The organism is Pseudomonas agarici, from assembly GCF_001543125.1.
Taxonomy (GTDB): domain Bacteria; phylum Pseudomonadota; class Gammaproteobacteria; order Pseudomonadales; family Pseudomonadaceae; genus Aquipseudomonas; species Aquipseudomonas agarici.
Map to the genome: position 1 here is coordinate 2,260,840 of NZ_CP014135.1, position 23,898 is coordinate 2,284,737.

At 59.8% G+C, this 23,898-nt stretch carries 16 protein-coding genes and 1 pseudogene; 6 read left to right on the plus strand and 11 right to left on the minus strand.

The genetic code is table 11. The features are described 5' to 3' along the window. The first annotated feature begins 86 nt into the window (after positions 1–86). Positions 87–1,508 (plus strand): amino acid permease, encoded by a 1,422-nt coding sequence (locus AWM79_RS10010; protein WP_060782739.1) that lies wholly within the window; start codon positions 87–89, stop codon positions 1,506–1,508. 71 nt (positions 1,509–1,579) lie between these two features. Here AWM79_RS10010 and AWM79_RS10015 read toward each other — a convergent pair whose 3' ends face one another. The 4 genes from AWM79_RS10015 to AWM79_RS10030 form a co-directional block, all read right to left on the minus strand. Next, entirely contained in the window at positions 1,580–2,704 is a 1,125-nt protein-coding gene (locus tag AWM79_RS10015; protein ID WP_060782740.1) for an OpgC family protein, read from the minus strand. A 421-nt stretch (positions 2,705–3,125) separates the two neighbouring features. Beyond that, positions 3,126–4,745 (minus strand): FMN-binding glutamate synthase family protein, encoded by a 1,620-nt coding sequence (locus AWM79_RS10020; protein WP_060782741.1) that lies wholly within the window; start codon positions 4,743–4,745, stop codon positions 3,126–3,128. 89 nt (positions 4,746–4,834) lie between these two features. Continuing rightward, complete coding sequence (gene bglX / locus AWM79_RS10025; protein ID WP_244159629.1) at positions 4,835–7,306, minus strand: beta-glucosidase BglX; 2,472 nt, start codon at positions 7,304–7,306, stop codon at positions 4,835–4,837. Between the two features lie 255 nt (positions 7,307–7,561). Beyond that, on the minus strand, positions 7,562–8,362 hold the full coding sequence (locus AWM79_RS10030; RefSeq protein ID WP_060782742.1) for a helix-turn-helix transcriptional regulator: 801 nt from the start codon (positions 8,360–8,362) through the stop codon (positions 7,562–7,564). A 157-nt stretch (positions 8,363–8,519) separates the two neighbouring features. Here AWM79_RS10030 and AWM79_RS10035 point away from each other — a divergent pair, with 157 nt between their 5' ends. After that, positions 8,520–9,341 (plus strand): carbon-nitrogen hydrolase family protein, encoded by an 822-nt coding sequence (locus tag AWM79_RS10035; protein ID WP_060782743.1) that lies wholly within the window; start codon positions 8,520–8,522, stop codon positions 9,339–9,341. 129 nt (positions 9,342–9,470) lie between these two features. After that, on the plus strand, positions 9,471–10,796 hold the full coding sequence (locus AWM79_RS10040) for an APC family permease (RefSeq protein WP_060782744.1): 1,326 nt from the start codon (positions 9,471–9,473) through the stop codon (positions 10,794–10,796). Positions 10,797–10,850: 54 nt separating this feature from the next. Here the strand turns inward: AWM79_RS10040 and AWM79_RS26060 are convergent, their stop codons facing one another. The 6 genes and pseudogenes from AWM79_RS26060 to AWM79_RS10065 all read right to left on the minus strand — a co-directional run bounded on the left by AWM79_RS26060 (position 10,851) and on the right by AWM79_RS10065 (position 19,190). Further along, complete coding sequence (locus AWM79_RS26060) at positions 10,851–11,519, minus strand: ATP-binding protein (protein ID WP_425262057.1); 669 nt, start codon at positions 11,517–11,519, stop codon at positions 10,851–10,853. Positions 11,520–11,576: 57 nt separating this feature from the next. Beyond that, positions 11,577–11,663: pseudogene (locus AWM79_RS26065) on the minus strand (hypothetical protein); the annotation flags it as partial. 593 nt (positions 11,664–12,256) lie between these two features. Continuing rightward, on the minus strand, positions 12,257–14,071 hold the full coding sequence (locus AWM79_RS10050) for a DAHL domain-containing protein (RefSeq protein WP_060782746.1): 1,815 nt from the start codon (positions 14,069–14,071) through the stop codon (positions 12,257–12,259). Beyond that, positions 14,068–15,024: a cytochrome-c peroxidase gene (locus AWM79_RS10055; protein ID WP_060782747.1), complete on the minus strand. Its 957-nt coding sequence runs from the start codon at positions 15,022–15,024 to the stop codon at positions 14,068–14,070. Before AWM79_RS10055 ends, AWM79_RS10050 begins: the two co-directional genes overlap by 4 nt. Positions 15,025–15,051: 27 nt before the next feature. Further along, entirely contained in the window at positions 15,052–16,926 is a 1,875-nt protein-coding gene (locus tag AWM79_RS10060; RefSeq protein WP_060782748.1) for a putative bifunctional diguanylate cyclase/phosphodiesterase, read from the minus strand. Beyond that, entirely contained in the window at positions 16,926–19,190 is a 2,265-nt protein-coding gene (locus AWM79_RS10065; protein WP_017131279.1) for a GGDEF/EAL domain-containing response regulator, read from the minus strand. The genes AWM79_RS10060 and AWM79_RS10065 overlap by 1 nt, the downstream gene beginning before the upstream one ends. A gap of 248 nt (positions 19,191–19,438) precedes the next feature. Between AWM79_RS10065 and nosR the strand changes: the two genes are divergently transcribed. Next, on the plus strand, positions 19,439–20,791 hold the full coding sequence (gene nosR / locus AWM79_RS10070) for a response regulator c-di-GMP phosphodiesterase, NosR family (protein WP_060782749.1): 1,353 nt from the start codon (positions 19,439–19,441) through the stop codon (positions 20,789–20,791). A gap of 177 nt (positions 20,792–20,968) precedes the next feature. Here nosR and metR read toward each other — a convergent pair whose 3' ends face one another. Beyond that, on the minus strand, positions 20,969–21,886 hold the full coding sequence (metR, locus tag AWM79_RS10075; protein WP_026013097.1) for a transcriptional regulator MetR: 918 nt from the start codon (positions 21,884–21,886) through the stop codon (positions 20,969–20,971). Positions 21,887–22,112: 226 nt separating this feature from the next. Between metR and AWM79_RS10080 the strand changes: the two genes are divergently transcribed. Both AWM79_RS10080 and AWM79_RS10085 read left to right on the plus strand, forming a co-directional pair. Continuing rightward, a complete protein-coding gene (locus AWM79_RS10080) occupies positions 22,113–23,105 on the plus strand; it encodes an alpha/beta fold hydrolase (protein WP_060782750.1) in 993 nt (330 codons plus the stop codon). Between the two features lie 52 nt (positions 23,106–23,157). Next, the gene (locus AWM79_RS10085) at positions 23,158–23,814 is read left to right on the plus strand and encodes a DsbA family oxidoreductase (protein ID WP_060782751.1); all 657 of its coding nucleotides are present in this window, start codon (positions 23,158–23,160) and stop codon (positions 23,812–23,814) included. Positions 23,815–23,898: the final 84 nt, after the last annotated feature.

Sequence of the window (23,898 nt, forward strand, 5' to 3'; positions counted from 1 at the left end):
CCCCGGTATCCGGGAGTCCGGGCTTATCTGTCCGTCGCGCCTTGGCTCGGTGGTTCATATCCAATAACAAGACGAGGTTGTCCCCTATGCCTGTTGGCACTCACCTGCCCCCTGGCGAGACCGCTCAAGGCGGCCCGCTCAAACGCGAACTCGGTGAACGACATATTCGCCTGATGGCGCTCGGCGCCTGCATCGGCGTGGGCCTGTTTCTCGGTTCTGCCCAGGCTATCGAAATGGCGGGGCCGGCGATCATGCTGTCCTACATCATCGGTGGCCTGGCGATCCTGGTGATCATGCGTGCCCTCGGTGAAATGGCCGTGCACAATCCGGTCGCCGGCTCCTTCAGTCGTTATGCCCAGGACTATCTCGGCCCGCTGGCGGGGTTTCTCACCGGCTGGAACTACTGGTTCCTTTGGCTGGTGACCTGCGTGGCGGAAATCACGGCGGTCGCGGTGTACATGGGCGTCTGGTTCCCCGATGTGCCCCGCTGGATCTGGGCCCTGGCGGCGCTGGTCAGCATGGGCACGATCAACCTGATCGCCGTGAAGGCCTTTGGCGAATTCGAGTTCTGGTTTGCCCTGATCAAGATCGTCACCATCATCGCGATGGTTATCGGCGGCGTCGGCGTGATCGCCTTCGGCTTTGGCAATGACGGTGTGGCCCTGGGCATTTCCAACTTGTGGAGCAATGGTGGCTTCATGCCCAACGGCATCAGCGGTGTGCTGATGTCCTTGCAGATGGTGATGTTCGCCTACCTGGGCGTGGAAATGATCGGCTTGACCGCTGGCGAGGCGCGTAACCCGCACAAGACCATTCCGAATGCCATCGGCTCAGTGTTCTGGCGCATCCTGCTGTTCTATGTCGGCGCGCTGTTCGTGATCCTGTCGATCTACCCATGGAACGCCATCGGCACCCAGGGCAGCCCGTTCGTGATGACCTTCGAGCGTCTGGGGATCAAAACCGCTGCCGGTATCATCAACTTCGTGGTGATCACCGCTGCATTGTCCTCCTGCAACGGTGGCATCTTCAGCACCGGGCGTATGCTCTACAGCCTGGCGCAGAACGGCCAGGCGCCGGCAACCTTTGCCAGGACTTCGAACAATGGCGTGCCCCGCCGTGCGCTGCTGTTGTCCATCGGGGCCTTGCTGCTCGGTGTGCTACTTAACTACCTGGTGCCGGAGAAAGTCTTTGTCTGGGTGACATCCATCGCTACCTTCGGCGCGATCTGGACCTGGGTGATGATTTTGCTGGCGCAACTGAAATTCCGCCAGGGCCTGACGGCTTCACAGCGTGCTGGCCTGCAGTATCGTATGTGGTTGTATCCGCTCAGTTCATATCTGGCGTTGGCGTTCCTGGTGCTGGTGGTCGCGTTGATGGCCTACTTCCCCGACACCCGCGTCGCCCTGTACATCGGTCCGGCCTTTCTGGTGCTGCTGACGCTGCTGTTCTATGTGTTCAAGCTGCAACCGAACAACGTATCGACTGGTGTCACGAGTCCGACTTCCTGAGCGCTGTATGAAATGAACAAGCCCGTGGACGAGCAATCGACCGCGGGCTTGTTGTTGGCGGTATCGCGCTTCTACGCCGTTACTGTCCGAGCCGGTTGTCCCAGCCGTTGGTTGAAATCCAGCCAGGCGCCCAGCAGGGCCATCAGTGCGGCACCGAACAAGGCGGTGAATACTTGCATGGCGAAGGCGTCGTCGGCCATGGCATTGATCATGTCCGCCAGGGGCGCCAACAACACACCCAGGCAAAAGACTTCCAGCGAGTAACGGCCCATGCGGCAGGTCTGTTGTGCCAGCCAGTTTTGTGTCCAGCTACCCTTGGGCAGCAACTTTGCGGTGACATAGGCCAGCGCCAGGAAGTGCAACAGGCGCATCGGTGACAGATCGGTCTTGCTGATGGGATAAATCAGCTCACTCAGCGCCACCGGCATCAAGGCGTCGTGGATCTGCGGCCATCTCCAGGAAATGGTGAGCACGGCGCACACCAGCACATAGAGGGCCGCCACGACAAACAGCGGTTGGCGGGACAGCGCCCGTGCTGGCGCGGGCTTGGATTGCCGGGCGCGAATCGCCGCCGCGCCACCGAGTACAAACAGCAACTGCCAGGTGACTGGGTTGAAGTACCACACACCGTCGGCAATCGCCGCCAGATTCCAGCCCAGCCTTGGCGCCAGCAGGTACACCGTCAACGACACCAGCACCACCAGCCAGGTCTTGTGCAGCAGCAAGGGTAACACCAGCGGCAGACCGGCTAGCAGCACGATATACAACGGTAGCGGGTCCATCAGATTCGGTTTGAAACGCAGCAGTAATTCATCCACCAGGGCTTGTTGCGGGTGGGTGACGAAATGCGTAAGACCCATTTCCTGGACCAGATCGCGAGTCTCGACATGGCTGTTGGCGAAGAACACGATCCCCATCAGCATCGCCAGCAGGAAAATATGCACCACGTACAGCACCCAGGCGCGGCGCAGGATTTTCAAGGTGGCGAGCCAATAACCCTCGCGTTGTAGGATCTTGCCGTAGGCGAGAATCGCCGCATAGCCGGCGAGAAACACGAAGACCTCTGCCGCATCACTGAATCCGATATTACGCAGAGTGATCTGGCCGAGGGGGTTGTGGGGCACGTGATCCCAGAAAATGAAGATCAGCGCCAGTCCCCGAAAAAAGTCGATGCGTGGGTCGCGTCCGTTTAGCATGGCAGCGGGCTCTGTGGGCGAATGTTGAATATGACCGGCGCGGCTGTCGGAATTTGCGCACTGCGGGTCGGCGGCGCGCAGGGTGGCGGGATTTTCGGGTAATTGCAAAAGTGGGCTATTACCAAATGTCACATTTTTCTGCTCTAGTGGCCTGTACGGTGAGTTCGTTAGCTCAAGTTCGGATGCCATAAGTTCATGGCTAAGGCGCTGTGACGAGTCATAGCCGGGCTATGGCGAGGAACAGCAACGCAAGCCAGGGATTTATGGCATCCGAAATTGACTAATAGAACTAACCACACAGGCCACTAGCCTGTGGGGCAGGCCCGGTTCTTTATTATCCTCAAGTAAATGCAGGGCAGCGGCATTGAAGTATGCCGCTGCCTGAAGAAACGCGACGTGGCTGGCATCAGCCGGCCTGACCTCAGGCCGCGATCACTTGGTGGGGTTCGAAGCTGTCGGCTCGGGCCATTTGCCACATGCGCGAATAGAACTCGCCGTTCACTTCACCGGTGAGCAATTCACCCGGCTTGAGGAACACATGCAGTTGCGAGAACAGCTTGATCTCGGTCGCCGACATGCGGCGGACCAGATGCTTGGCTTCCAGTTGGGACGGATGATCGAGCCCCGCCGCCGCGAGCATTTCCGCCAGGGCCTTGAGGGTGTTGCGATGGAAGTTGAATACCCGCTGGGCCTTGTCCGGTACCACCAGCGCACGCTGGCGCAGGGTGTCCTGGGTGGCGACGCCGGTTGGACACTTGTTGGTGTGGCAGCTCTGTGACTGGATGCAACCGATGGCAAACATGAAGCCACGCGCCGAGTTAGCCCAGTCGGCGCCGATGGCCAGGACACTGGCGATATCGAAAGCGCTGACGATCTTGCCACTGGCACCGAGCTTGATCTTGTCCCGCAGGTTCAAACCGACCAGGGTGTTGTGTACGAACAGCAGGCCCTCGCGCATGGGCACGCCGATATGGTCGGTAAACTCAACCGGTGCCGCGCCGGTGCCGCCTTCCTTGCCATCGACTACGATGAAGTCCGGGTAGATGCCGGTCTCCAGCATCGCCTTGGCAATGCCCATGAATTCCCACGGGTGGCCCAGGCAGAATTTGAAACCCACCGGCTTGCCACCGGACAGTTCACGCAGTTGGGCAATGAACTGCATCATCTCGATGGGTGTCGAGAAGGCACTGTGACGTGACGGCGAGACGCAGTCTTCGCCCATCATGACCCCGCGCGTTTCGGCGATTTCCTGGGTCACCTTGTGCTTGGGCAGAATGCCGCCGTGGCCGGGTTTGGCGCCCTGGCTCATTTTGATTTCGATCATCCGCACCTGCGGGTTCTGCGCCTGGGCGGCGAAGCGCTCTGGGTCGAAGCGGCCGTCGGCGGTACGGCAACCGAAATAGCCACTGCCCAGTTCCCAGGTGAGGTCGCCACCGTTTTCCCGATGATATGGGCTGATGCTGCCTTCGCCGGTGTCATGGGCGAAGTTGCCGAGCTTGGCGCCCTGATTCAAGGCGCGGATGGCATTGGCACTGAGGGAGCCGAAGCTCATCGCCGAGATATTGAATATCGAGGCCGAGTACGGTTGCTTGCACTGCGGCCCGCCGACAATCACCCGAAAGGCGCTAGGATCGCTCAACGGTGCCGGACGCATCGAGTGGCCGATGAATTCGAAACCCGACTGGTACACGTCGATCAGGGTGCCGAAGGGCTTGTCGGCGCTTTCATTCTTGGCCCGCGAGTACACCAATGAGCGTTGGGCGCGGGAGAAGGGCAGGGCGTCGCTGTCGGATTCCAGCAGGTACTGGCGGATCTCCGGACGAATGCCTTCGACCAGATAACGGATATTGCCCAGGATCGGGTAGTTGCGACGCACCGCGTGACGGCATTGCAGTAGGTCGAACAGGCCCAGCAAACTAAGCAGGCCAGTGACCAGGGCGAACGGCCAGAGCCAGTCATGCTTGAGGAATGGCAGGCTGGCGAAGGTGAAGATCACGCAGCCGGCAAAGAAGGCATAGCGGCTCAGAAGGGACAGGCTCATACGGTTTCCTTTGGGTCGGACTCATCAGGTCGGTCAGGCATTTTGCGCTTGTCGGGAAGACGACACAAAGTGTGTCGTCCCGGTTCGTTTCACTCTTGCGCGTTGTTCACGGGAGCACGTAGCGTGCGTGGAATCGTCGAACCCTGGCCTTCTACCCTGGCCAGGCCGGTCACTTCGAAGCTTGCTTGATTGTCGGTAGTGGAGCTGCCACCCACGAAAACGGTGAAGGTGCCGGGCTCCACCCGCCATAGAAAGTAGCGGTCCAGCAGGGCGAAGTCGTCTTTGTCGAGTAGGAAGCGCAGTTTACGAGCCTCGCCCGGCATCAGCTTCACTCGGGTGAAGCCGCGTAGGGCCCGCACGGGACGAGTCACGCTGGCGATATTATCGCGCAGGTAGAGCTGCGCGATTTCTTCGCCCTCGCGTTGCCCGCTGTTGTGGACGGTGACGTCCACCTGCAAGGTGTCCGCGGCTGTCAGTTGCGTGGCACTCAGCCGAGGTGGGTCGTAGGTGAAGCTCGTGTAGCTCAGTCCATGACCGAATGGATAGAGCGGTTTCCAGGACTGGTCAATATAGGACGAGGTGTAGGGCGGATCGGCACTTGGAGGTCGTCCGGTGTTCTTGTGGGCATAGTAGATCGGTATCTGCCCTACCGACCGGGGAAAGGTGATGGGTAGCTTGCCACTGGGGTTGCTGTCGCCGAATAGGACATCGGCCACCCCATTGCCCATTTCCGTGCCGAGGAACCAGGATTCGAGGATCGCCGGGACCTGTGCGTCCATCCTGGGGATGGCCAGTGGGCGACCGTTCATGAGGACAACCACCAAGGGCTTGCCGGTTTCGATCAGTCGTGCCAGCAGGGCATCCTGTGCTCCAGGTAAATCGAGAGTGGAGCGACTGTGTGCTTCTCCGCTCATGTTCGCACGCTCGCCGAGTACGGCAATAATCACATCGGCGCTGGCGGCAGCCTGCTGCGCCTCCTCGATTGCATGAAGGTCGGCGTTATCGGGCGACGCCCCCGGCAGGTAGACCACCTGTGTGGCGGGCGAAACCGCCTGTCTGATGCCTTGCAGAACACTGATCGATTCCTCGGCGCGCCCGACGCCTGACCAGGGGCCCAGGGTCGAGAGTTTGTCGTCGGCGAGCGCGCCCACTACCAGGAGCCTGGACAGATCCTTGGGCAAGGGCAGCAGTGCCCCCTGGTTTTTTAACAGGACTATGGATTTGCGCGCCGCTTCCCTCGCCAGCGCCCGGCTGCCCGCGGTCAATAGACTGGCGTTTTCACGGGCTGCATTGATATAGCGATAGGGGTCGTCGAACAACCCAAGTCGTTGCTTGGCCTCCAATACGCGCCTTACGGCGGTATCCAATGCATGCTCGGTGAGCTGGCCATTGCGCACCATTGCCGGTAACTGGTGTACGTAGAAGCCACTGACCATATCGATATCCACCGTGGCGTCGAAGGCGAGTTTGGCCGCCGCCGTGGATGTCGCGGCTACGCCGTGGGGCATCAGTTCAAGCACGCCGGCGAAATCGCTGACGACGATACCGCGAAAGCCCCACTGTTCACGCAGTGTGTCCTTGAGCAGTGGGCTATTGGCGTGCATGGGGATACCGTTCAGTTCGTTGAAACCAGGCATGACAGCATCTACTCCGGCTTGTACTGCGGCGTGAAACGGCGGGAGGTAAGTTTCGAGCAGGGTGCGCTCCGAAAGATCGCTGGTGTTGTAGTCTCGTCCTCCTTCGGCGGCACCGTAGCCGACGAAATGCTTGGCGGTGGTCAGCAGCGTGGAGGTGGCGGGTGGCCCCTGGCCATGAAAGCCGCGTATGCGCGCCACCGCGAGCGCCGAACCCAGGAAGGGGTCTTCGCCAGAGCCCTCCACGACGCGCCCCCAGCGTGGATCGCGGGCAATATCGATCATTGGGGCATAGGTCCAGTTTACGCCGCTGGCGCTGGCTTCGATGGCGGCGGCTCGGGCGGTACGTTGTGCCAGGTCCGGGTCCCAAGCCGCTGCCTCGGCCAACGGAACGGGAAAGATCGTGCGAAAACCATGCAGGACATCGAGCGAGAACAGCAGGGGAATGTGCAGGCGAGACTCCTCCACGGCGATTCGTTGTAAGCGGCGCGTGTCCTGAACACTCTCGGCCCCGATCAGCGAGCCGACACCCGGAGTGCGTATGTCGTCATCGCTGCCGCTACTCACAATCGGTCCGGTGGGCGACTTTTGCACGCTCAGTTGAGTGAGTTGTCCGGCTTTTTCTTCGAGCGTCATCCGTGCGAGCAGTTGTTCGATTTCTTGGGCGAGCAGCGCATGCTCCTTGAGTCCGACCTTGCCGTGGGACTCGTAGCCCACTCCAGAGAGCAGTGGTTCTGGCACTGTAGGCGTCAGTACCTGCGGTTTCGGGGCGGTTGCTTCGGCGAGCCTGATCATACCGTCGAGGGCAAACGGCGTGAGGGCAGCCAACTTCAGGGGAGTATCGACCGATGCCGATGGTGGTGCGGCCAATGAGGCAAATAGAGGGGGAAGTAAGGCAAACGCCAGGAAGGAACGTCGCGTAAACATAGTGGCCTGCCGAAAGCGATCCGTGAAAACGTAGGCGTTAACGCTCGAATTCACTGGAATGTCTGTCCATGACAAGGGCCTTTTCCGTGTGGAGGGGCCTTATGCAACTTCCTTTTGTACAGGCAAGCAGTCGGCGTAGGGTAATTCGATTCAGGTCGATTGTTCCCTCAAGAAAATACCGGTGTCTACTGTCAAAATTGACAGGTTTTACCTGGGGCTGATAGGCGGTGTGAATCCGCGCAGGATGTTCAAGGCTTAGGTATTTTGTGCCTGGAGAAAAATCGAGAATAACTCGGACTGGGATTTGATCCCCAGCTTGCTATACATATGTTTCTTGTGGACTTTCACCGTTTCGATGGAGATTTCCAGTTTGCGGGCGATTTCCTTACTCGAACAGCCGCTGAGCATCAGGCGCCCGACATCCAGCTCGCGGGCGGTCAGTTGCGCGCCCTTGAGTTGTTGCACCGAGGCTTCCAGCTGGATGCGCCAGTCACCCTGTTGTGGTGACGCTGTTACGGCGGTCTCTTCGTGGACTTCATGGGGCAGGCGCTGGCGCAACAAGCCCAGTACCCAGGGTTGAATCAGTGACAAGAGGGCAATCTGTTCTGCGCTGAAACGACGGGTGGAGCCCAGCGACAGGCACAGGGTACGGTCATCATCGAGCTGGCAATTGAATTGGATTTCATCGGCCACCACGTTCAGACGAAAGTAGCGCTGGTAGTACTCGGTCAGTTCGAAGTGCTCCGGCGCCACTTCGGCCAGGCGATACAGGCCGGTGCGCGAGTATTCGCGGCTGGCGATGTAGAACGGGTCCAGCAGGTACAGGCCCTTGAGGTAATCCTGGAACAGTGGGTCGGGGCTGCCGTCTTCTTCCGGACATTCGGCGAACACTTCCGGGTGCCGCTGGCTGCTGAACAGCAGAACCACCCAACTGTCGAACGCCACGTACTGGTTGAGCAGGCGCACCAGCTGCGTCCAGAAGTTCGGGCGGTCGAGGGCTTCGATCATTTGCCCCACCGAGCGGTGCCAGGCGATGTCATCGAGGATGAGTGTCATTGGTCTACCCCTATCGAGTTACCTCGGCCGCGTAATTCCCATGGCCTGGCGTGGGTGCGCATACTGAGGCCACACTTACACACAATGGCCGGGCAGTTATTCTGCCAGCTCCGCGCCGTCATTGAGCCTGGTCCGCGCCGGAAAACAAGGAATACCCATGAAAGTCGAACTTGCCCAGCTTGCTGGCCGGGATAACGATACAGCTTACAACCTCGGACGAGCGCTCGCCGCAATTGCTGCATGTGCCGCCGATACCCAACTGATCGTGTTTCCGGAAACCCACCTGATGGGCTTTCCGTCCGCCGAGGCCGTGGCTGGGATCGCCGAGCCGCTGGACGGCCCGACCGTGCGGGCGGTTCAGCAGGCCGCTCGCGAGCGCAACCTGGCGGTGGTCATTGGTATGGCCGAGAACGACCACGGTCGATTCTACAACACCACGCTGATGATCACCCCGCAAGGCATTGCCCTGCGTTATCGCAAGACCCACCTGTGGGCCTCGGATCGCGGTGTGTTCAATCCCGGTGATCGGTATGTGACCTGCGAGTGGAACGGTGTGCGCGTCGGCCTGCTGATCTGCTACGACATCGAATTCCCGGAAACCGCCCGCGCCTTGGCGCAGTTGGGTGCTCAATTGCTGATCGTCACCAACGGCAACATGGACCCCTATGGGCCGACCCACCGCACCGCCATCATGGCTCGAGCCCAGGAAAACCAGGCTTTCGCGCTGATGGTCAACCGGGTCGGGGAAGGCGATGGCGACCTGTTGTTCGCCGGTGGCAGCGCCTTGGTGGACCCCTTCGGGGTCCTGCTCATGGAGGCCGGTCGCGAGGAGGGCCAGTTCAGTGTGGAGCTGGACCTGAGCCAACTGGCCGCCGCACGGCGTGACTATCGTTACCTGGACGACCAGCGCCTGCGTTTGCCGGGCGAGGTGATCGAGCATGCCAATGGTGTGCGCGAGTTGTTGATTGCGCAGGACTGAAACCCATCACGGGGGCAAGCCCCTCGCCACAAGGGACTGTTTCGGACCGATAGGGATTTTGTAATACCGCTACACCTTCGCCGAACTCGGCTCTGTCATAAATCCAATAACATTCGGAGTAGTCGCCTCATGGCTCGTTTGCAACGCACCCTTTCGTTGGGCTCGGTGGTGCTGTTCGGCATCGCCTACATGACGCCGATCATTGTCCTCGGCACCTTCGGCATCCTCGCTCAATCCACGGAGGGCAGGGTGCCTGCCGCCTATCTCGCGGCGCTGGTGGCAATGTTTTTCACGGCCATGAGCTACAGTCGCATGGCCGCGACCTTTCCGGTGGCCGGCTCGGCCTATAGCTATGTCCGTAAGGCTATCAGCGCGAAACTTGGCTTTATCGCCGGCTGGGCGGTACTGCTCGACTATCTGTTTCTGCCGATGGCGATCTGGCTGATCGGCGCGGCCTACCTCAACTCGGCGTTTCCCTCGGTACCGCAAGCGGTCTGGATACTGGCCTTTGTCATCATCACCAGCCTGATCAATATCGTCGGTCTGCGCCTGGCCAATGGCATCAACGCGCTGCTGATGTTGGTGCAGTTTCTGGTACTGGTGGCCTTTGTCGCCCTGGCGATCCATTATATGGGCGGTGACGCCAGCAAGCCGCTGTGGACTCTGGCGCCGTTCTTCAATGGCGAGATGCAGATGCCGTTGGTGATGAGTGGCGCGGCCATTGCCTGCTACTCCTTCCTGGGCTTCGACGCGGTCAGCACCTTGACCGAGGAAACCCGCGATCCGCGCCGCACCATTCCACGGGCGATCATGCTGATTACCCTGATCGGTGGCTTGATCTTCGTCGGTGTGTCGTACTTCGTGCAGTTGGCCCATCCCGCGTTCGTGTTCGATAACGTCGACTCGGCGGCTTACGAGATCGCCCGCAATATCGGTGGCGACCTGTTCGTGACGATCTTCCTGATCGGCCTGATCGTCGGCCAGTTTGCCTCGGGCCTGTCGGCCCAGGCCAGCGGTTCTCGCCTGCTGTATGCCATGGGGCGTGACGGGGTGTTGCCCAAGTCGTTCTTCGGTACCTTGAGCGAGCGCTTCGGCACCCCGATCAACAGCATTCTGCTGTGCGCCGTGGTGGCCTTGCTGGCGCTCAAGCTGGACGTGACCACCTCAACCTCGTTCATCAACTTCGGCGCTTTCCTGGCTTTCAGTTTGGTGAACCTGTCGGTGATCTTCCACTCCTGGATCGGCGCACAGAAACGCGGTCCGCGCGAGCTGTTGCTGTTCCTGATCTGCCCGTTGATCGGTCTGCTGGCGGACCTGTGGCTGATAGCCAGCCTCGATCACCGGGCGATTTACCTGGGCGTCAGTTGGTTGGCGATCGGCCTGGTCTACCTGGCGTGCCTGACGGGTGGCTTTCGCAAGCAACCGCCGGAGATGGATTTTCAGGAAGCCAATTGAGTCATGAGCCGGTTTTCGCGCCAGGACCTGCGAAGACCGGGGCAGGCAGATTTTTCATGTGCCGGTTTTATTCTGGCGGATCGGTAGCTCGACCCTGAAGGTGGTGCCTGCCCCCAACTCGCTACGTACCGAAATCTGCCCGGCGTGCTTCTGTACGATGCCATAGGACAGTGACAGTCCTAACCCGGTGCCCTGGCCGACCGGCTTGGTGGTGAAGAACGGATCGAAGATTTTCTGCACGGTTTGCGCCGTCATGCCCGAACCGTTGTCGGCCACCTCCAGCCAGACCCGATTTCCCAACGATCCGCCGCGCAAGCTGATGGTGCCGCGCTCCGGCCCCATCGCCTGGGCGGCATTGACCACCAAGTTCATGATGACCTGATTGATCTGCGAGGGCAGGCATTCGATTTCCGGCAGTTCGGCGTAGTCCTTGATCACATCGGCCTTGTACTTGAGTTCGTTGGCAACGATGTTCAAGGTCGACTCGATGCCTTGCTGCAGGTTGCTCCACTGCCACTCCTGGCTGGAGTCGACCCGCGAGAAGTTTTTCAGGTCCTTGACGATCTGCCCGACCCGCCCGATGCCCTCCTGGGACTCCTTGATCAGCAGCGGGATATCTTCCCGGAGAAAGTCCAATTCGACCTTTTCGCGCAAGGCTTGCAAGTGCGTGCGCAATTCGCTGGAAGCGATGCCTTCTTCGGCGCTGCGATAGGCGTCGAGCATCGCTTGCAGTTGATTGAAATAGCCGCCGAGGGTGCCGAGGTTGGAGCTGATAAAACCGATAGGGTTGTTGATTTCATGGGCGACACCGGCGGCCAATTGACCAAGGGAAGCGAGCTTTTCCGACTGCACCAGTTGGCTTTCGAGCTGCTTGCGTTCGTCGATCTCGTGCTGGAGGGCTTGGCTTGCCTGCTTGAGAGCCAGCGTGCGTTGTTCCACCAGGTCTTCGAGGGTGTGCATTTGCAGGTTGGCGCGCTGGGTCATTTCCCATTTGTTGATCAGGGTATTGGCCAGTTGTTGGACTTCGATATTATCGAAAGGCTTTTTCAGAATTAATAGGCGCTCGTGGCCATGCAGGCGCTTCAGCAAGTCCTCCCAGGAATAGTCGGTATAAGCGGTACAGACCACCACTTGCAGGTTCGGGTCGACTTTCCACAAGTGCTCGATGGTTTCGGCGCCATCCCAACCTTGGGGCATGCGCATATCGACGAACGCCAGAGCATAAGGCTGTTCGTGGGCCAGGGCATACTCGACCTTGGCCAGGCCTTCCTGTCCGCCATATGCGGAGTCGAGTTCAAACGGCTGGCTGGTACCGGTCTTGACCTCGTGGCCGAACAGCGCGGCCTCCATCAGGTCGAGATCCGGGCTATCGCCCTGCACCGGCAGCAGTATCTTGCGAAAATCATCATGGATCGACGGTGTGTCGTCCACCAGCAGGATGCGACGATTGGAGTGTGGTGTCATGAGCCCCCCACGGCGATTTTCAAGGGTAGTTCAAGGGTGAAGATCGCGCCTTTGCCAGGGCCGTCGCTATGGACGCTCAAGTGCCCGTTCATCTCGATCGCGGCCAGCGCGCAGCTATGCAAGCCAAAACCGTGGCCGTCTTTGCGGGTAGTGAAGCCGTGGGCGAAGATGCGTGTCATGTTCTCCGCCAGGATACCTTCGCCGTCGTCCTTGACACTGATATGCAGGGTTGCACCTTCGATCACCCGCACTTGCAGGGTGAGCTTGCGAGCCCGGTCGGATAACTTGGACATCGCTTGCTTGGCATTGCTGATCAGGTTGATCAGGATCAGTAGCATGCGGTGCTTGTCGGCCATGATCCGGGGCACATCCTCATAGTCGCGGATCACGGTGACATTGTGCCGGGTCAGAGCGCCGGAGTTCATGCGCAATGCATCCTCGAGCAGATCGCCTATGTGCACGGCTTCTTCGAGGCGCGAAGCACCGGCGTAGGATTGCTGGGTCGAGACGATGTCCTTGATGTGGTTGACGCTTTTGCCCAACTGGCCGAGTTCCTCGGCCATGCTTTGCTGTTCCGCGGCAATGGCCTCGACGAGTTGGTTAAAGTAGCCCGGCAGTAACTTGCCCTTGTCGTCATGGGTGAGGAACTCGCCCAGGTCGTCGGGATGCTCGTTCATCAGCGCGACCGCCCTGCTCAGGCCCAGTGCCTTGCTGGCACGCAGCTTGTGGATCACCAGGTCGGCGGAGACGTTCACACTGTTGAGCACGTTGCCGACGTTGTGCAAGACGTTGGTGGAGATTTCGGCCATACCGGCCTGGCGGGCAGCGTCGACCAGTTCGCTCTGGGCCTCGCGCAACTCGCGGGTACGCTCCTCCACCCGTTGCTCCAGGTGCTCGTTGGCGGTTTGCAGATCCCGGTTGATCTGGTTGATCTGTGCATAACTGCGAAGCAGCCGGGTGGCCAGGTACAGCAATAGGACGACCATCAGCGCCGAAAAGATCAGCAGGTACAGGTGGTATTGCCGGTCGATGCGGTCGGTGATTTGCTGATCCTGGTTCAGTTGATCGGTAATGGCATTCAGGCTCTCGGAAACCGGTACGGCGGCGATATCGTCAAGCAAGGTGTTGACCAGAGGCTGCTCGCGCAGGATCAGTTGGACGTGGTTGAGCAGGATATCCATGGGTGCCTTGAACGTCGCAGGCAGGCGTCGCTGGTCCACGCCGACCTGATTGATGCCCAGTAGGATGCTGTTGGAGTGTTCCTGGGTGGCGGTCTGGGCAAACTCCAGGGTGCTGAGCAGCAGGTCGTAGATATCGTTGGAGGTGGTCTGGAGCATCAGCTTGTCGTAGTCTTCGAGCCCGCTGAGCTGGCGTTGGATGTCGTCTTCAGCCGTTGGCAGGAACGCCAGCGAGTTGCGCAATACCGCATTGTGCGACTTGAACTGTTCGACCAGCCGGGTTTTCTCGGCGAGGGCCTGTTCCAGGGTGCCCCAGCGATCCTTCCAGGCGTCGGAGGTATCGCGCTTGTGTACCAGTTCCTGCGTTTGGAGCGCGTGCAGCAGTTCCTGCATGTCGCTGCGGGGCTTGATCAGCGCATCGTAGTTGCGTGTCAGTGCAACTCTGGCCTTGAGGATCTCCGTGTCCCAGCGGGCGTCCAGTTGCTTGACCTGGGCGACCAGATCGCGGGCGCCGGAGTAGTCCTGAGTGCCTTCGCCACGGGACATAAGGTAGAGAAATACCAGCGCCGACGACAGCACCAGGGTCAACAACGGCAAGAGCATCTGGTTCCACGGGCGACGTTTGAGCTTCATAGCGGCTTGCCTCCCAATTCGCCGGTAAGGGTCTTGAGAAACAGGATGATCAGACGTTTGTCCTCATCGGAAGGGATACGCCCCAGTTGATAGGTGAACATCACCGTGACCGCTTCATCGAGGGTTTTGGCCGAGGCATCATGAAAGTACGGCGCGGTGAGGGCTACGTTGCGCAGGCTGGGGACCTTGAACACATAGCGGTCTTCCTCGGCACCGGTGGCCAGGTAGCGTCCCAAGTCGGCCTGGGTCGGATTACCGCGGGCCTTGAAATAGTCGCCCATTACGCCGAATTTCTGGTACATGTTGCCGCCGATATTCACCCCTTGGTGGCAAGCGATGCAGCCGTAGTCCTTGAAGCGTTGGTAGCCGTATTTTTCGTCGAGGCTGAGGGTGTCGGTGTTGCCCTTTAGGTACTGGTCGAAGCGCGAGTTGGGGGTCAGTAGGGTGCGTTCGTAGGTGCTCAGGGCATTTCGCACATTGTCGACCGTTACGCCGTCGGCGTAAGCGTCGCGAAAGGCCGCCAGGTAGGCAGGGTCCTTGACCAGAGTGTCGATGATGTTCGGCCAAGTGTTACCCATCTCGATCGGGTTTTGCAGCACGTCGTCGGCCTGGGCTTCCAGGCTTTCGGCGCGACCGTTCCAGAACTGCCGGAAGTTCAAGGCGGCATTGAACACGGTGGGCGTGTTGACGGCGACGCGGGTGTCATGCAAACCGAGCGACAGCGGCTTGTCGTCGGCGCCGCCTTTGTCCAGTTGATGGCAGGTGGCACAGGACAGCTTGTTGTTGATCGATAGGCGTTTTTCATTGAATAGCTGGCGACCCAATTCCACGCGACGAGGATCTTGTTGCGCAATCTCTGGCACGGGTTTCAGCGGTTCGTCCAGCGAGGCCGCCAGGACAGGCAGGCACAGCGTTGCGCAGAGCAGTAGCAGGAGCGTTCCAGAGGCTGACATCGCATGCTTCCTACGGCTGGGGATCGATCAGTCATGTTCCGGCGCTTGGCGTCGCGGGTCCTTTAACCAACGGCTGAATTCGCCGGCTTCGATGGCCTTGCTGAAATAATAACCCTGGGCTTCCCCACAGTGATTGGCCTTGAGAAAGTCCAGTTGTTCCAGGGTTTCCACGCCTTCGGCGATGATATTCAGATCCAGGCTCTTGCCCAGGTTGATGATTGCCTTGACCAGCACCGCGTCGCTGCCGTTGCTGCTGACGTTGCGCACGAACGACTGATCGATTTTCAGTACATCGATGGGAAAGCGTCGCAGGTAGCTCAGGCTTGAGTAGCCGGTACCGAAGTCGTCGATGGCTAGGCGGATGCCGAGTGCTTTGATGGCATGCAACACCTCGAGGGTGGTATCGACGTTCTGCATCAGGACGCTCTCGGTGATTTCCAGCTCCAGTAGCGTCGGATCCAGGCCGGTGTCTCCCAGCGCCTGCTCGACCCCAGCCAGAAAATCTCGCTGCCGCAAGTCGATGGCCGAGACATTGACCGACATGATGATCGGGGATAAACCAGCCTCCTGCCAGGCTTTGGCCTGGGTGCAGGCCTGGCGCAAGACCCAGCGACTGAGTGGGACAATCAGGCCGCAGTCTTCGGCCACGGGGATGAATTCGCCCGGATAGACCCAGCCACGCTGCGGGTGCCGCCAGCGGATCAATGCCTCCGCCCCGACCACGACGCCGCTGGCCAGGTCCAGCTTGGGCTGATAATGCAGCACGAATTCGTCGCGTTCGAGGGCTCGGTGGATGCCCGATTCGATAGACTGCTGCTCGCGGGCACGCAGGCTCATGTCTTCGATGAAAAAACCGAAATTGTTCGGACCGTGTTCCTTGACGTTGCGCATGGCAGTTTCGGCTTTCTTGATCAGGTTCAGCGCATCCAGGCCATCGCCGGGGTAGAGACTGATCCCCAGGCTCGCGGTGACCCGCAGATCGTGGCCGGCCACTTCGAGGGGCGCGGTGATGGCGCTGAGGACTTTTTCGGCGATGTCCTTGGCTTGTTGGGAGGCAGCAATATCGGGCAGTACCAGGACAAATTCATCAGAACCGTAGCGAAACACCGAGTCCGGGTGGGAAAATGCTCCGGTCAGGCACTGGGCCACATGCTTGAGCATTTCATCGCCGGCCGGATGACCGAGCGCATTGTTGATGCGCTTGAAGCGGTCCAGGCCGAGGAACATCACCGCGACCTGTTCGTCTTGACGCCGGGCACGCGCAATCGTCTGGCCCAGCCGGCCACCGAGCAACGTGCTGTTGGGCAGCCCGGTCAGCACATCGAATTGCAGCAGGCGCGAGACCTGCAACAACTCCTGCACCCGCTCCTCGATTGTCCGTTCCAGATCGCACATGCGCATGGCCATGTCCTTGGTCAGTTGCCATTTCCAGGTCAGGGCACTGGCCATCTGGCGGATTTCCAGACTGTCGAACGGCTTCTTCAAGATCAGCAGTCGATCGCCGAATTCCAGGCGTTCGGCCATGGATTCCCACGAGTAGTCCGAATAGGCGGTGCAGAGGGCGATCTGCAAATCTGGAGCCACCCTCCAGAGCCGCTCGATGGTTTCCAATCCATCCCAGCCGGGCGGCATGCGCATGTCAATAAAAGCCATGGCGTAGGGGCGTTGGGCGGCCTGTGCGAGTGTCACCCGCTCCAGGGCTTCCTGTCCCTGGTACGCTGAGTCGAGTTCAAACGTCTGGTGCTGGTGTTTGCAGACACCGAACAGCAAGGTTTCAGTCGTGTCCAGGCCCGGCGCGTGCTCTGCTGTGGGGCAGAGGATCTTGCGAAAGTCCTGATGAATCGAGGGCGTATCGTCGATGATCAGGATGCGCCGGTTGGCGGCACCGGTTAGGGCATCCATCACTGCACCTCGCGGTCGAGTGGTGTTTGCGGATTGATATTGCCCTTGTGCAACAGTTGCGAGGCGTGCTGGCTGTTGACAGCCTTGCTGAAGTAATAGCCCTGGGCGTTCATCGGTGAGCCGGTGGAAATCAGCGAGCTGCGTTGCTCCAGGGTTTCCACGCCTTCGGCGATGATGCCGATACCTACCTCCCGGGCGAAGTTGATGATGGCGCGCAAGGTGGCGGCGCTCTCCAGGTCCTGGGTGGCGTGATGGATAAACGACTGCGCCAGTTTCAGGTGATTGACCTGGTAGGTCTTGAGGTAGTCGAACGACGAGTAGTCGGTACCGAAATCGTCAATCGCGATCTTCACCCCGAGCTCGCGCAAGCGCGGCAGCACCTCGTTCTGCGTCCACTTGGTCTGGGCCAGAGTCGCTTCGGTGACATCGAACTCCAGGTCGGCGGGCACCAGGCCCCATCGAGCGGTGGTTTCGATGACGTCGTGAACCAATTCGCCGCCGCTCTTGAGTTGTGCCAGCGACAGATTGATCGCAATCACTGGGGGCGCTATACCTTCGTCGCGCCATTTGCGCATCTGCTGGCAGGCCCGGTCCAGCACCCAGTGGCCAAGGGCGACGATAGTGCCGGTCTTTTCCGCAGCCGGAATAAAAGCATCGGGACTGAGCAGGCCACGTTCGGGATGGTTCCAGCGTACCAGTGCCTCCATGCCAAGGATCTTGCCGCTGGCCAGGTCGACTTCGGGCAGATAGTGCAGTTCCAGTTCGTTGTGTGCGATGGCTTGTCGCAGGTCATTGGCGATGGCGACGCGGTCGGCGACTTCCTGATCGATCTCCTCGGAGTGGAAGTGGTACTGGTTGCGACCGTTTTCCTTGGAACGATAGAGCGCCATATCGGCCTGAACCAGCAAGGTGTCGGCGTTGTCAATGTCCTGCACATAGGTGCTGATGCCGATACTGGCGGAAATCCGTACCTCGTTGCCATCGAGGTGGTAGGGTTCGACCAAGGCACTGAGAATTTTCGCCGCCAGCGCCCCGGAAACGGCCGGCTCGCGCATTTCGGTTTGTAGCACGGCGAACTCGTCGCCGCCGAGCCGCGCCACGAGGTCTGTTTCGCGGGTACAGCTCTTCAACCGTCGCGCCACTTCCTGAAGCAGCAGGTCACCTACTGGATGACCCAGGGTATCGTTGATCCGCTTGAAGTGGTCCAGGTCGAGGTAGAACACCGCAAACGGCGAGGCGCCGCGCTGTGCGGCCGCGAAGCTCTGATGCAGGCGCTCGATCAGGGTCGAGCGGTTGGCCAGTCCGGTGAGCCCGTCGGTGCGGGCCAGTAGCGCGATCTTTTCCTCGGCCACCTTGCGCTCGGTAATATCGATGATGATGCCTTCAACTTCCAACAGGCGACCTTCGCTGTCGCGTACCGGCACGTAGCGGTTCTCGACCCAGCGCCACTGATCGTCGCCGGTGCGCAGGCGGTATTCAATGGACGCACCCTGGGCGCCCTTGTCCAGTACCCGGGCCATGGCCGTGTCGACCTTGGTCTGATCCTCGGCATGAATCAGCACCTGGCGCCAATCGTCTGAGCCCACCAAATCCTTGGCCACATGGCCGAACTTGGTGATGTTGTGGGAGATGTACATCAGCGGAAACGACGGCTCGCCCCGCAGGCGGTAGAGAATGGTCGGGCTGTTCTGAACGATGATGTTGGCATCGGACAGTTCGCGGGTGCGTTCCTCGACGGCCTGTTCGAGCAAATCCATTTTCAGCGCCGCCTCTTCGGTCATTTGCCATTTGGCGGTCAGGGCGCTGGCTAGCTGGCGGATCTCGATCGCATCGAACGGCTTTTTCAGAATCAACAGGCGATCGCCCATGTCGACACGCTCGCTCATGTCCTCCAGCGAGTAGTCAGAGTAGGCGGTGCACAGGGCAATCTGCAGCTTGGGGTCGACCTGCCAGAGCCGCTCGATGGTTTCCAGGCCGTCCCAACCCGGAGGCATACGCATGTCGATAAAGGCCATGGCATAGGGGCGATTCCCGGCCAATGCTTGTTCGACCTTGACCAGGCCCTCCTGGCCCTGGAAGGCCGAGTCCAGTTCGAAAACGTATTGCGAACGGGTGATGACGGCGCCGAACAAGGCTGACTCAGCCGATTGCAGATCGTCTTCGACGACAGAAGGGCAAAGAATCTTACGGAAGTCTTGGTGGATGGATGCCGTGTCATCGATAACCAAAATGCGGCGGTTGATACGGGGCACCATGCTGCTCATTGCCAATCCTGGAGCATATGAAGGTCGAAATATACCGAATGCATGCAGAAATCCTTTCTCGGTTGACTACACGGCGACTGCGCGCTCGACTCCCTGAAGCATAGATCGGCTTGCGCTGACATGCTGAAATACTTGTGTCAGCGACGGTCGTAGTGGCGATAAAGTATCTACCCTTATGGCGAAGACCGGTATTGTCCGTCGTCCAAAGGTCTCGCAAACGAAGTCCCTACATTGACATGAGGTGTTCCATGGATGAATCCACTGCCGGTGCCGTGACCAAACCCCGTGTTTTGTTGGTCGACGACGAGGCGTCGATTCTGAACAGCTTGCGGCGCCTGCTGCGCGGCCAGCCCTATGAACTGTTTCTGGCCGATGGCGGGGCCCAGGCTCTGGAAATCATGGCCCAGCAGCCTATCGACCTGATCATCAGCGATGCCCGCATGCCGAATATGGATGGCGCGACGCTACTGGCGCGCGTTCATCAATTGTATCCATCGACCCTACGCATCCTGCTGACCGGTTACGCCGACATGGACATGATGATCAAGGCAATCAACGAGGGGCAGATCTATCGCTATATCAGCAAACCCTGGAACGACGAAGAACTGCTGCTGACGATACGCCAGGCGTTGGTGTTCCAGCACTCGGAAAATGAGCGCCAGCGCTTGCAGGTGTTGGCCGCAGAACAGAACAGGCAGTTGCAATCGCTCAACGCGTCCCTGGAAAAACGCGTGCTGGCGCGCACCAGCGAAATCCAGCAGACCGCCGATATGCTCGACCTGGCCTATGAAGAACTCAAGCGCAGCTATGCCGTGACCGCCGAGGTGTTTTCGCGGATGGTCGAGTGGCGCCTGCCCCAAGACAAGCAGACCAATCGAGCGGTCATTGAATTGGTGCGGGCCTGGTGCAAGGCCCATGAATTGGACGAGACCGATAGTCGCAACCTGGCCATGGCGGCTGCCTTGCACAATATCGGCAAGATGAGCTGGACCGACGGCATGATGGGCGCGCCAGCGGACCTGCTGCACCATACCGATCGTGAGCGTTATCGCGGCTATCCGAAGCAGAGCGAATCATTGCTGATGACGCTGGAGCCCATGCAGGATGCGGCCCGCTTGATTCTTCATCATCAGGAGCGCTGGGATGGCAGCGGCTTCCCCGATCACCTCAAGGGCGAAGCGATTCCCCTTGGCGCACGGGTGCTGAAACTGGTCGTCGACTTTGTCGAGTTGCAGCGCGGGCTGATTCTCGAACGGCATTTGAACAGCGATGAGGCGCTGGTATTTATCCGCAAGTATGCGGGGCGCCTATACGACCCGGAGCTGGTCGAGGCGTTCGTCAAGGTCTGTGCCGACCATCTGAGCGATGTGACCGCCGCTGATCCGAGCGTCAAGGTCCTGGGCACCCGCGAGTTGTCGGCGGGAATGATCCTGGCGCGCAACCTCAATGCCGACAACGGCATGCTACTGCTCAATGCCGGCAAGGTATTGAGCGCGCAACTGGTAGAGAAGCTGATCGGCTTCGAAGCTATGGAAAGGGCGAAGTACAGCGTCTTCGTCAAGCTGCCCGAGGAGGAGGTGGTGCTGGAGCAGGCGACCTGAGCTTTGCTCGAACGGCTTGAGCGAAAGGAAGCTTGCTTCATGGGCTTCTTGCGGGCTGAACTGGCCGTGTGCCTGATGCTCGAACAACGTCGTACCGCTTGAACCGCGAGTTTATCGCCGGGTGCAGGCGTCTCGGTTGAGCCGGCGACGCCAGCCCCCTGTGTTGCTGGGTTGGCCCTAGCGGACCGCGCTGACGCCATCGAGGGTCGAGAACGACGTGTCCTTGGCCGTCAGCAGAAAGTCGCGCATATAGGGGGCATCGAGCATGTCCGCGCGGATGGCTGCGTACAGTGTAGCGAACAGGCCTTTGTCTCCTAGCCGCTTGGCCTTCACATAACCCCGTGAGCTGTATTCATGCAGTGCCCAGTGAGGCATGCCGCAGACACCCCGACCGCTGGCCACCAGTTGCATCATCATCACCGTCAGCTCCGAGGTACGTACCTGTGCCGGCTCGATATCGGCCGGCTCCAGGAACCGGGTGAAGATATCCAGTCGATCACGTTCCACCGGGTAGGTGATCAAGGTTTCCTTGAGCAGGTCCTTGGGCACGATATAGGCTTTGTTTGCCAGGGCATGTTGGTTGGCGACCGCGAGCATCGCCTCATAGGTGAAGAGCGGGACGTAGGTGATACCGACCAATTCCAGCGGGTCGGAGGTTACCACCAGATCCAGGTCGCCGCGTGCCAGGGCCGGCAGTGGCGCGAAGGAAAATCCGGAGGCCAGGTCCAGTTCGACTTCCGGCCAGGCATCGCGAAATTGGTCGATGGTCGGCATCAGCCATTGGAAGCAACTATGGCACTCGATCGCCATATGTAAGCGTCCCGCGGTGCCGCCGGCCAGTCGCGCGATATCCCGTTCCGCCCCGCGCAGCAGCGGCAAAGTCGCATCAGCCAGTTGCAGCAGGCGCAAACCGGCGCTGGTGAAGCGTACCGGCTTGGTCTTGCGCACGAACAACGGCATGCCCATGCGCTCTTCCAGTTCCTTGAACTGGTGGGACAACGCCGATTGTGTCAAGTGCAGGCGCTCGGCAGCCTCTACCAGACTGTCGGATTCACGCAGGGCGTGAAGGGTTTTCAAGTGACGGATTTCCAGCACCAGGGACTCCATGAATAAACTTTGTAGTGAGTGCGCTAGGGGTGAGTTTGTCTCATACGGTGGCGACTGTCGATAAGGGTGCTACGGCTGGCGCGAGCGTCGCCGGTCATGCGGAAAAATACCACTGGGCAATCTTCATCAAACTGTCATTGAAGTGTGGCAGCGCGCTTGAAAAAATTTCATCAGATTCGCGCTCTATTGGGGTTCTGCGTTTCGGTGTTTTTTCATGCGTGTAGTTATTTTCCTGGCCGCACTGTTGTTCGGCCTGCCGTCTTTTGCGGCTGCTCGATGTGATGTCAATGTTCCAACCGAGTATGTCGACCTGGATCAGGTCAGTCTGGCGTATCAGAGTATCGGTCGCGCCTCGGATCCGGCTTTGTTGCTGGTCATGGGCTTGGGTGGACAATTGATCCACTGGCCTGACGAGGTGGTGGTCGCGCTGTGCCGGCAAGGCTTCCGGGTGATTCGTTATGACAATCGCGATGTTGGCTTGTCGAGCTGGCGACAGGCGCCCGCGAGTGCCAACCTGACCTTCGAGGTCTTGCGCTATAAGCTTGGCCTACCGGTGGCGGCGCCGTACAGCTTGACCGATATGGCCGGCGACGCGCTGGGGTTGATGGATGCCTTGCAGATTGAGCGGTTTCATGTGCTTGGCGCGAGCATGGGCGGCATGATCGCCCAGCGTGTGGCGGCCATGGCTGCACAACGGGTCGAGAGCCTGACTCTGGTGATGACCAGCTCCGGTGCCGAAGGCCTGCCGGCGCCGAATGCGGCCCTGGTGCAGTTGCTGTCGCGGCGTAGCGCGCCGAGTCGCCAGGTGGCGATCGAACAGCAGGCCGATCTGCTGGCGGCGCTGGGCAGTCCGAAGGTCCGCGATGACCGGGACATGCTGTTGCAGCAGGCGGCGACGTCCTATGATCGAGCCTTCAATCCGGATGGGGTCAAGCGCCAGATCATGGCGATTCTCGCCGAACCGAGTCGTGTGCCCTTGCTCAATCAGTTACGGGTGCCGACCCTGGTGGTGCATGGCACTGCCGATCCGTTGTTGCCGGTGATGCACGGCGTGCACTTGGCGGCGCATATCCAGGGCAGCCGGCTGGTACTGATTCCGGGGCTGGCCCATCGTTTCCAAGAGGCGTTCAAGGCGCCATTGCTGGCGGCGGTGCTGCCATATCTGCGCGAGCACCAGCAGGACATCAGCCACTGGGCGCAGCTCTGAGGCAGGTGTATCGTGCAAACTTTCCGGCGCGTTCGAGCCTGTGAGGTTTGTCATGAGTATCCCGTTGAAAATCGATTTTGTCAGTGATGTGTCCTGCCCCTGGTGCGTGATCGGCCTGCGTGGGCTGTCCGAGGCGTTGGATTTGTTGGGCAGTGAGGTCCAGGCCGAGATTCATTTCCAGCCGTTCGAACTGAATCCGAAGATGGGGCCCGAAGGGCAGAACATCACCGAGCACATCACCCAAAAATACGGCTCGACGCCGGAGCAGTCGCAAAAAAACCGCGAGATGATTCGCGAGCGGGGAGCGCAAGTCGGGTTCAGTTTCATGACCCGTGGCGACAGCCGTATCTATAACACTTTCGATGCCCATCGATTGTTGCATTGGGCCGGCCTGGAAGGGCGTCAGTACAACCTCAAGGAAGCCTTGTTCAAGGCGTACTTCACCGACCAGGGGGATCCTTCCGATCACACCCTGTTGAGCCGGGTCGCCGAGAGCGTGGGCCTGGATCGCCAGCGCGCCGAGGCCATTCTCGCCTCTGAGGAATATGCCGCCGAGGTCCGTGAACAAGAGCAATTGTGGATATCGCGTGGGGTGAGTTCAGTGCCGACCATCGTCTTCAACGATCAATATGCGGTGAGTGGCGGACAGCCGGTGGAAACCTTTGTCGGGGCGATCCGGCAGATCATTGCCGAGTCCACAAAGGCCTGAGGCCTTCAACGGCGTGCCTTGGGTGAATGATCTTGTCCACCTGGATCCGCCCACCAGGCTGTCGATCTGCTGGTGTTCGATCAC

Excerpts from the sequence above, each read along its gene's own strand:
- AWM79_RS10010 (WP_060782739.1), top strand. The coding sequence starts at position 87 with ATGCCTGTTGGCACTCACCTGCCCCCTGGCGAGACCGCTCAAGGCGGC.
- AWM79_RS10015 (WP_060782740.1), bottom strand. The coding sequence starts at position 2,704 with ATGCTAAACGGACGCGACCCACGCATCGACTTTTTTCGGGGACTGGCG.
- AWM79_RS10020 (WP_060782741.1), bottom strand. The coding sequence starts at position 4,745 with ATGAGCCTGTCCCTTCTGAGCCGCTATGCCTTCTTTGCCGGCTGCGTG.
- bglX (WP_244159629.1), bottom strand. The coding sequence starts at position 7,306 with ATGTTTACGCGACGTTCCTTCCTGGCGTTTGCCTTACTTCCCCCTCTA.
- AWM79_RS10030 (WP_060782742.1), bottom strand. The coding sequence starts at position 8,362 with ATGACACTCATCCTCGATGACATCGCCTGGCACCGCTCGGTGGGGCAA.
- AWM79_RS10035 (WP_060782743.1), top strand. The coding sequence starts at position 8,520 with ATGAAAGTCGAACTTGCCCAGCTTGCTGGCCGGGATAACGATACAGCT.
- AWM79_RS10040 (WP_060782744.1), top strand. The coding sequence starts at position 9,471 with ATGGCTCGTTTGCAACGCACCCTTTCGTTGGGCTCGGTGGTGCTGTTC.
- AWM79_RS26060 (WP_425262057.1), bottom strand. The coding sequence starts at position 11,519 with ATGCTCGACGCCTATCGCAGCGCCGAAGAAGGCATCGCTTCCAGCGAA.
- AWM79_RS10050 (WP_060782746.1), bottom strand. The coding sequence starts at position 14,071 with ATGAAGCTCAAACGTCGCCCGTGGAACCAGATGCTCTTGCCGTTGTTG.
- AWM79_RS10055 (WP_060782747.1), bottom strand. The coding sequence starts at position 15,024 with ATGTCAGCCTCTGGAACGCTCCTGCTACTGCTCTGCGCAACGCTGTGC.
- AWM79_RS10060 (WP_060782748.1), bottom strand. The coding sequence starts at position 16,926 with ATGGATGCCCTAACCGGTGCCGCCAACCGGCGCATCCTGATCATCGAC.
- AWM79_RS10065 (WP_017131279.1), bottom strand. The coding sequence starts at position 19,190 with ATGAGCAGCATGGTGCCCCGTATCAACCGCCGCATTTTGGTTATCGAT.
- nosR (WP_060782749.1), top strand. The coding sequence starts at position 19,439 with ATGGATGAATCCACTGCCGGTGCCGTGACCAAACCCCGTGTTTTGTTG.
- AWM79_RS10080 (WP_060782750.1), top strand. The coding sequence starts at position 22,113 with ATGCGTGTAGTTATTTTCCTGGCCGCACTGTTGTTCGGCCTGCCGTCT.
- AWM79_RS10085 (WP_060782751.1), top strand. The coding sequence starts at position 23,158 with ATGAGTATCCCGTTGAAAATCGATTTTGTCAGTGATGTGTCCTGCCCC.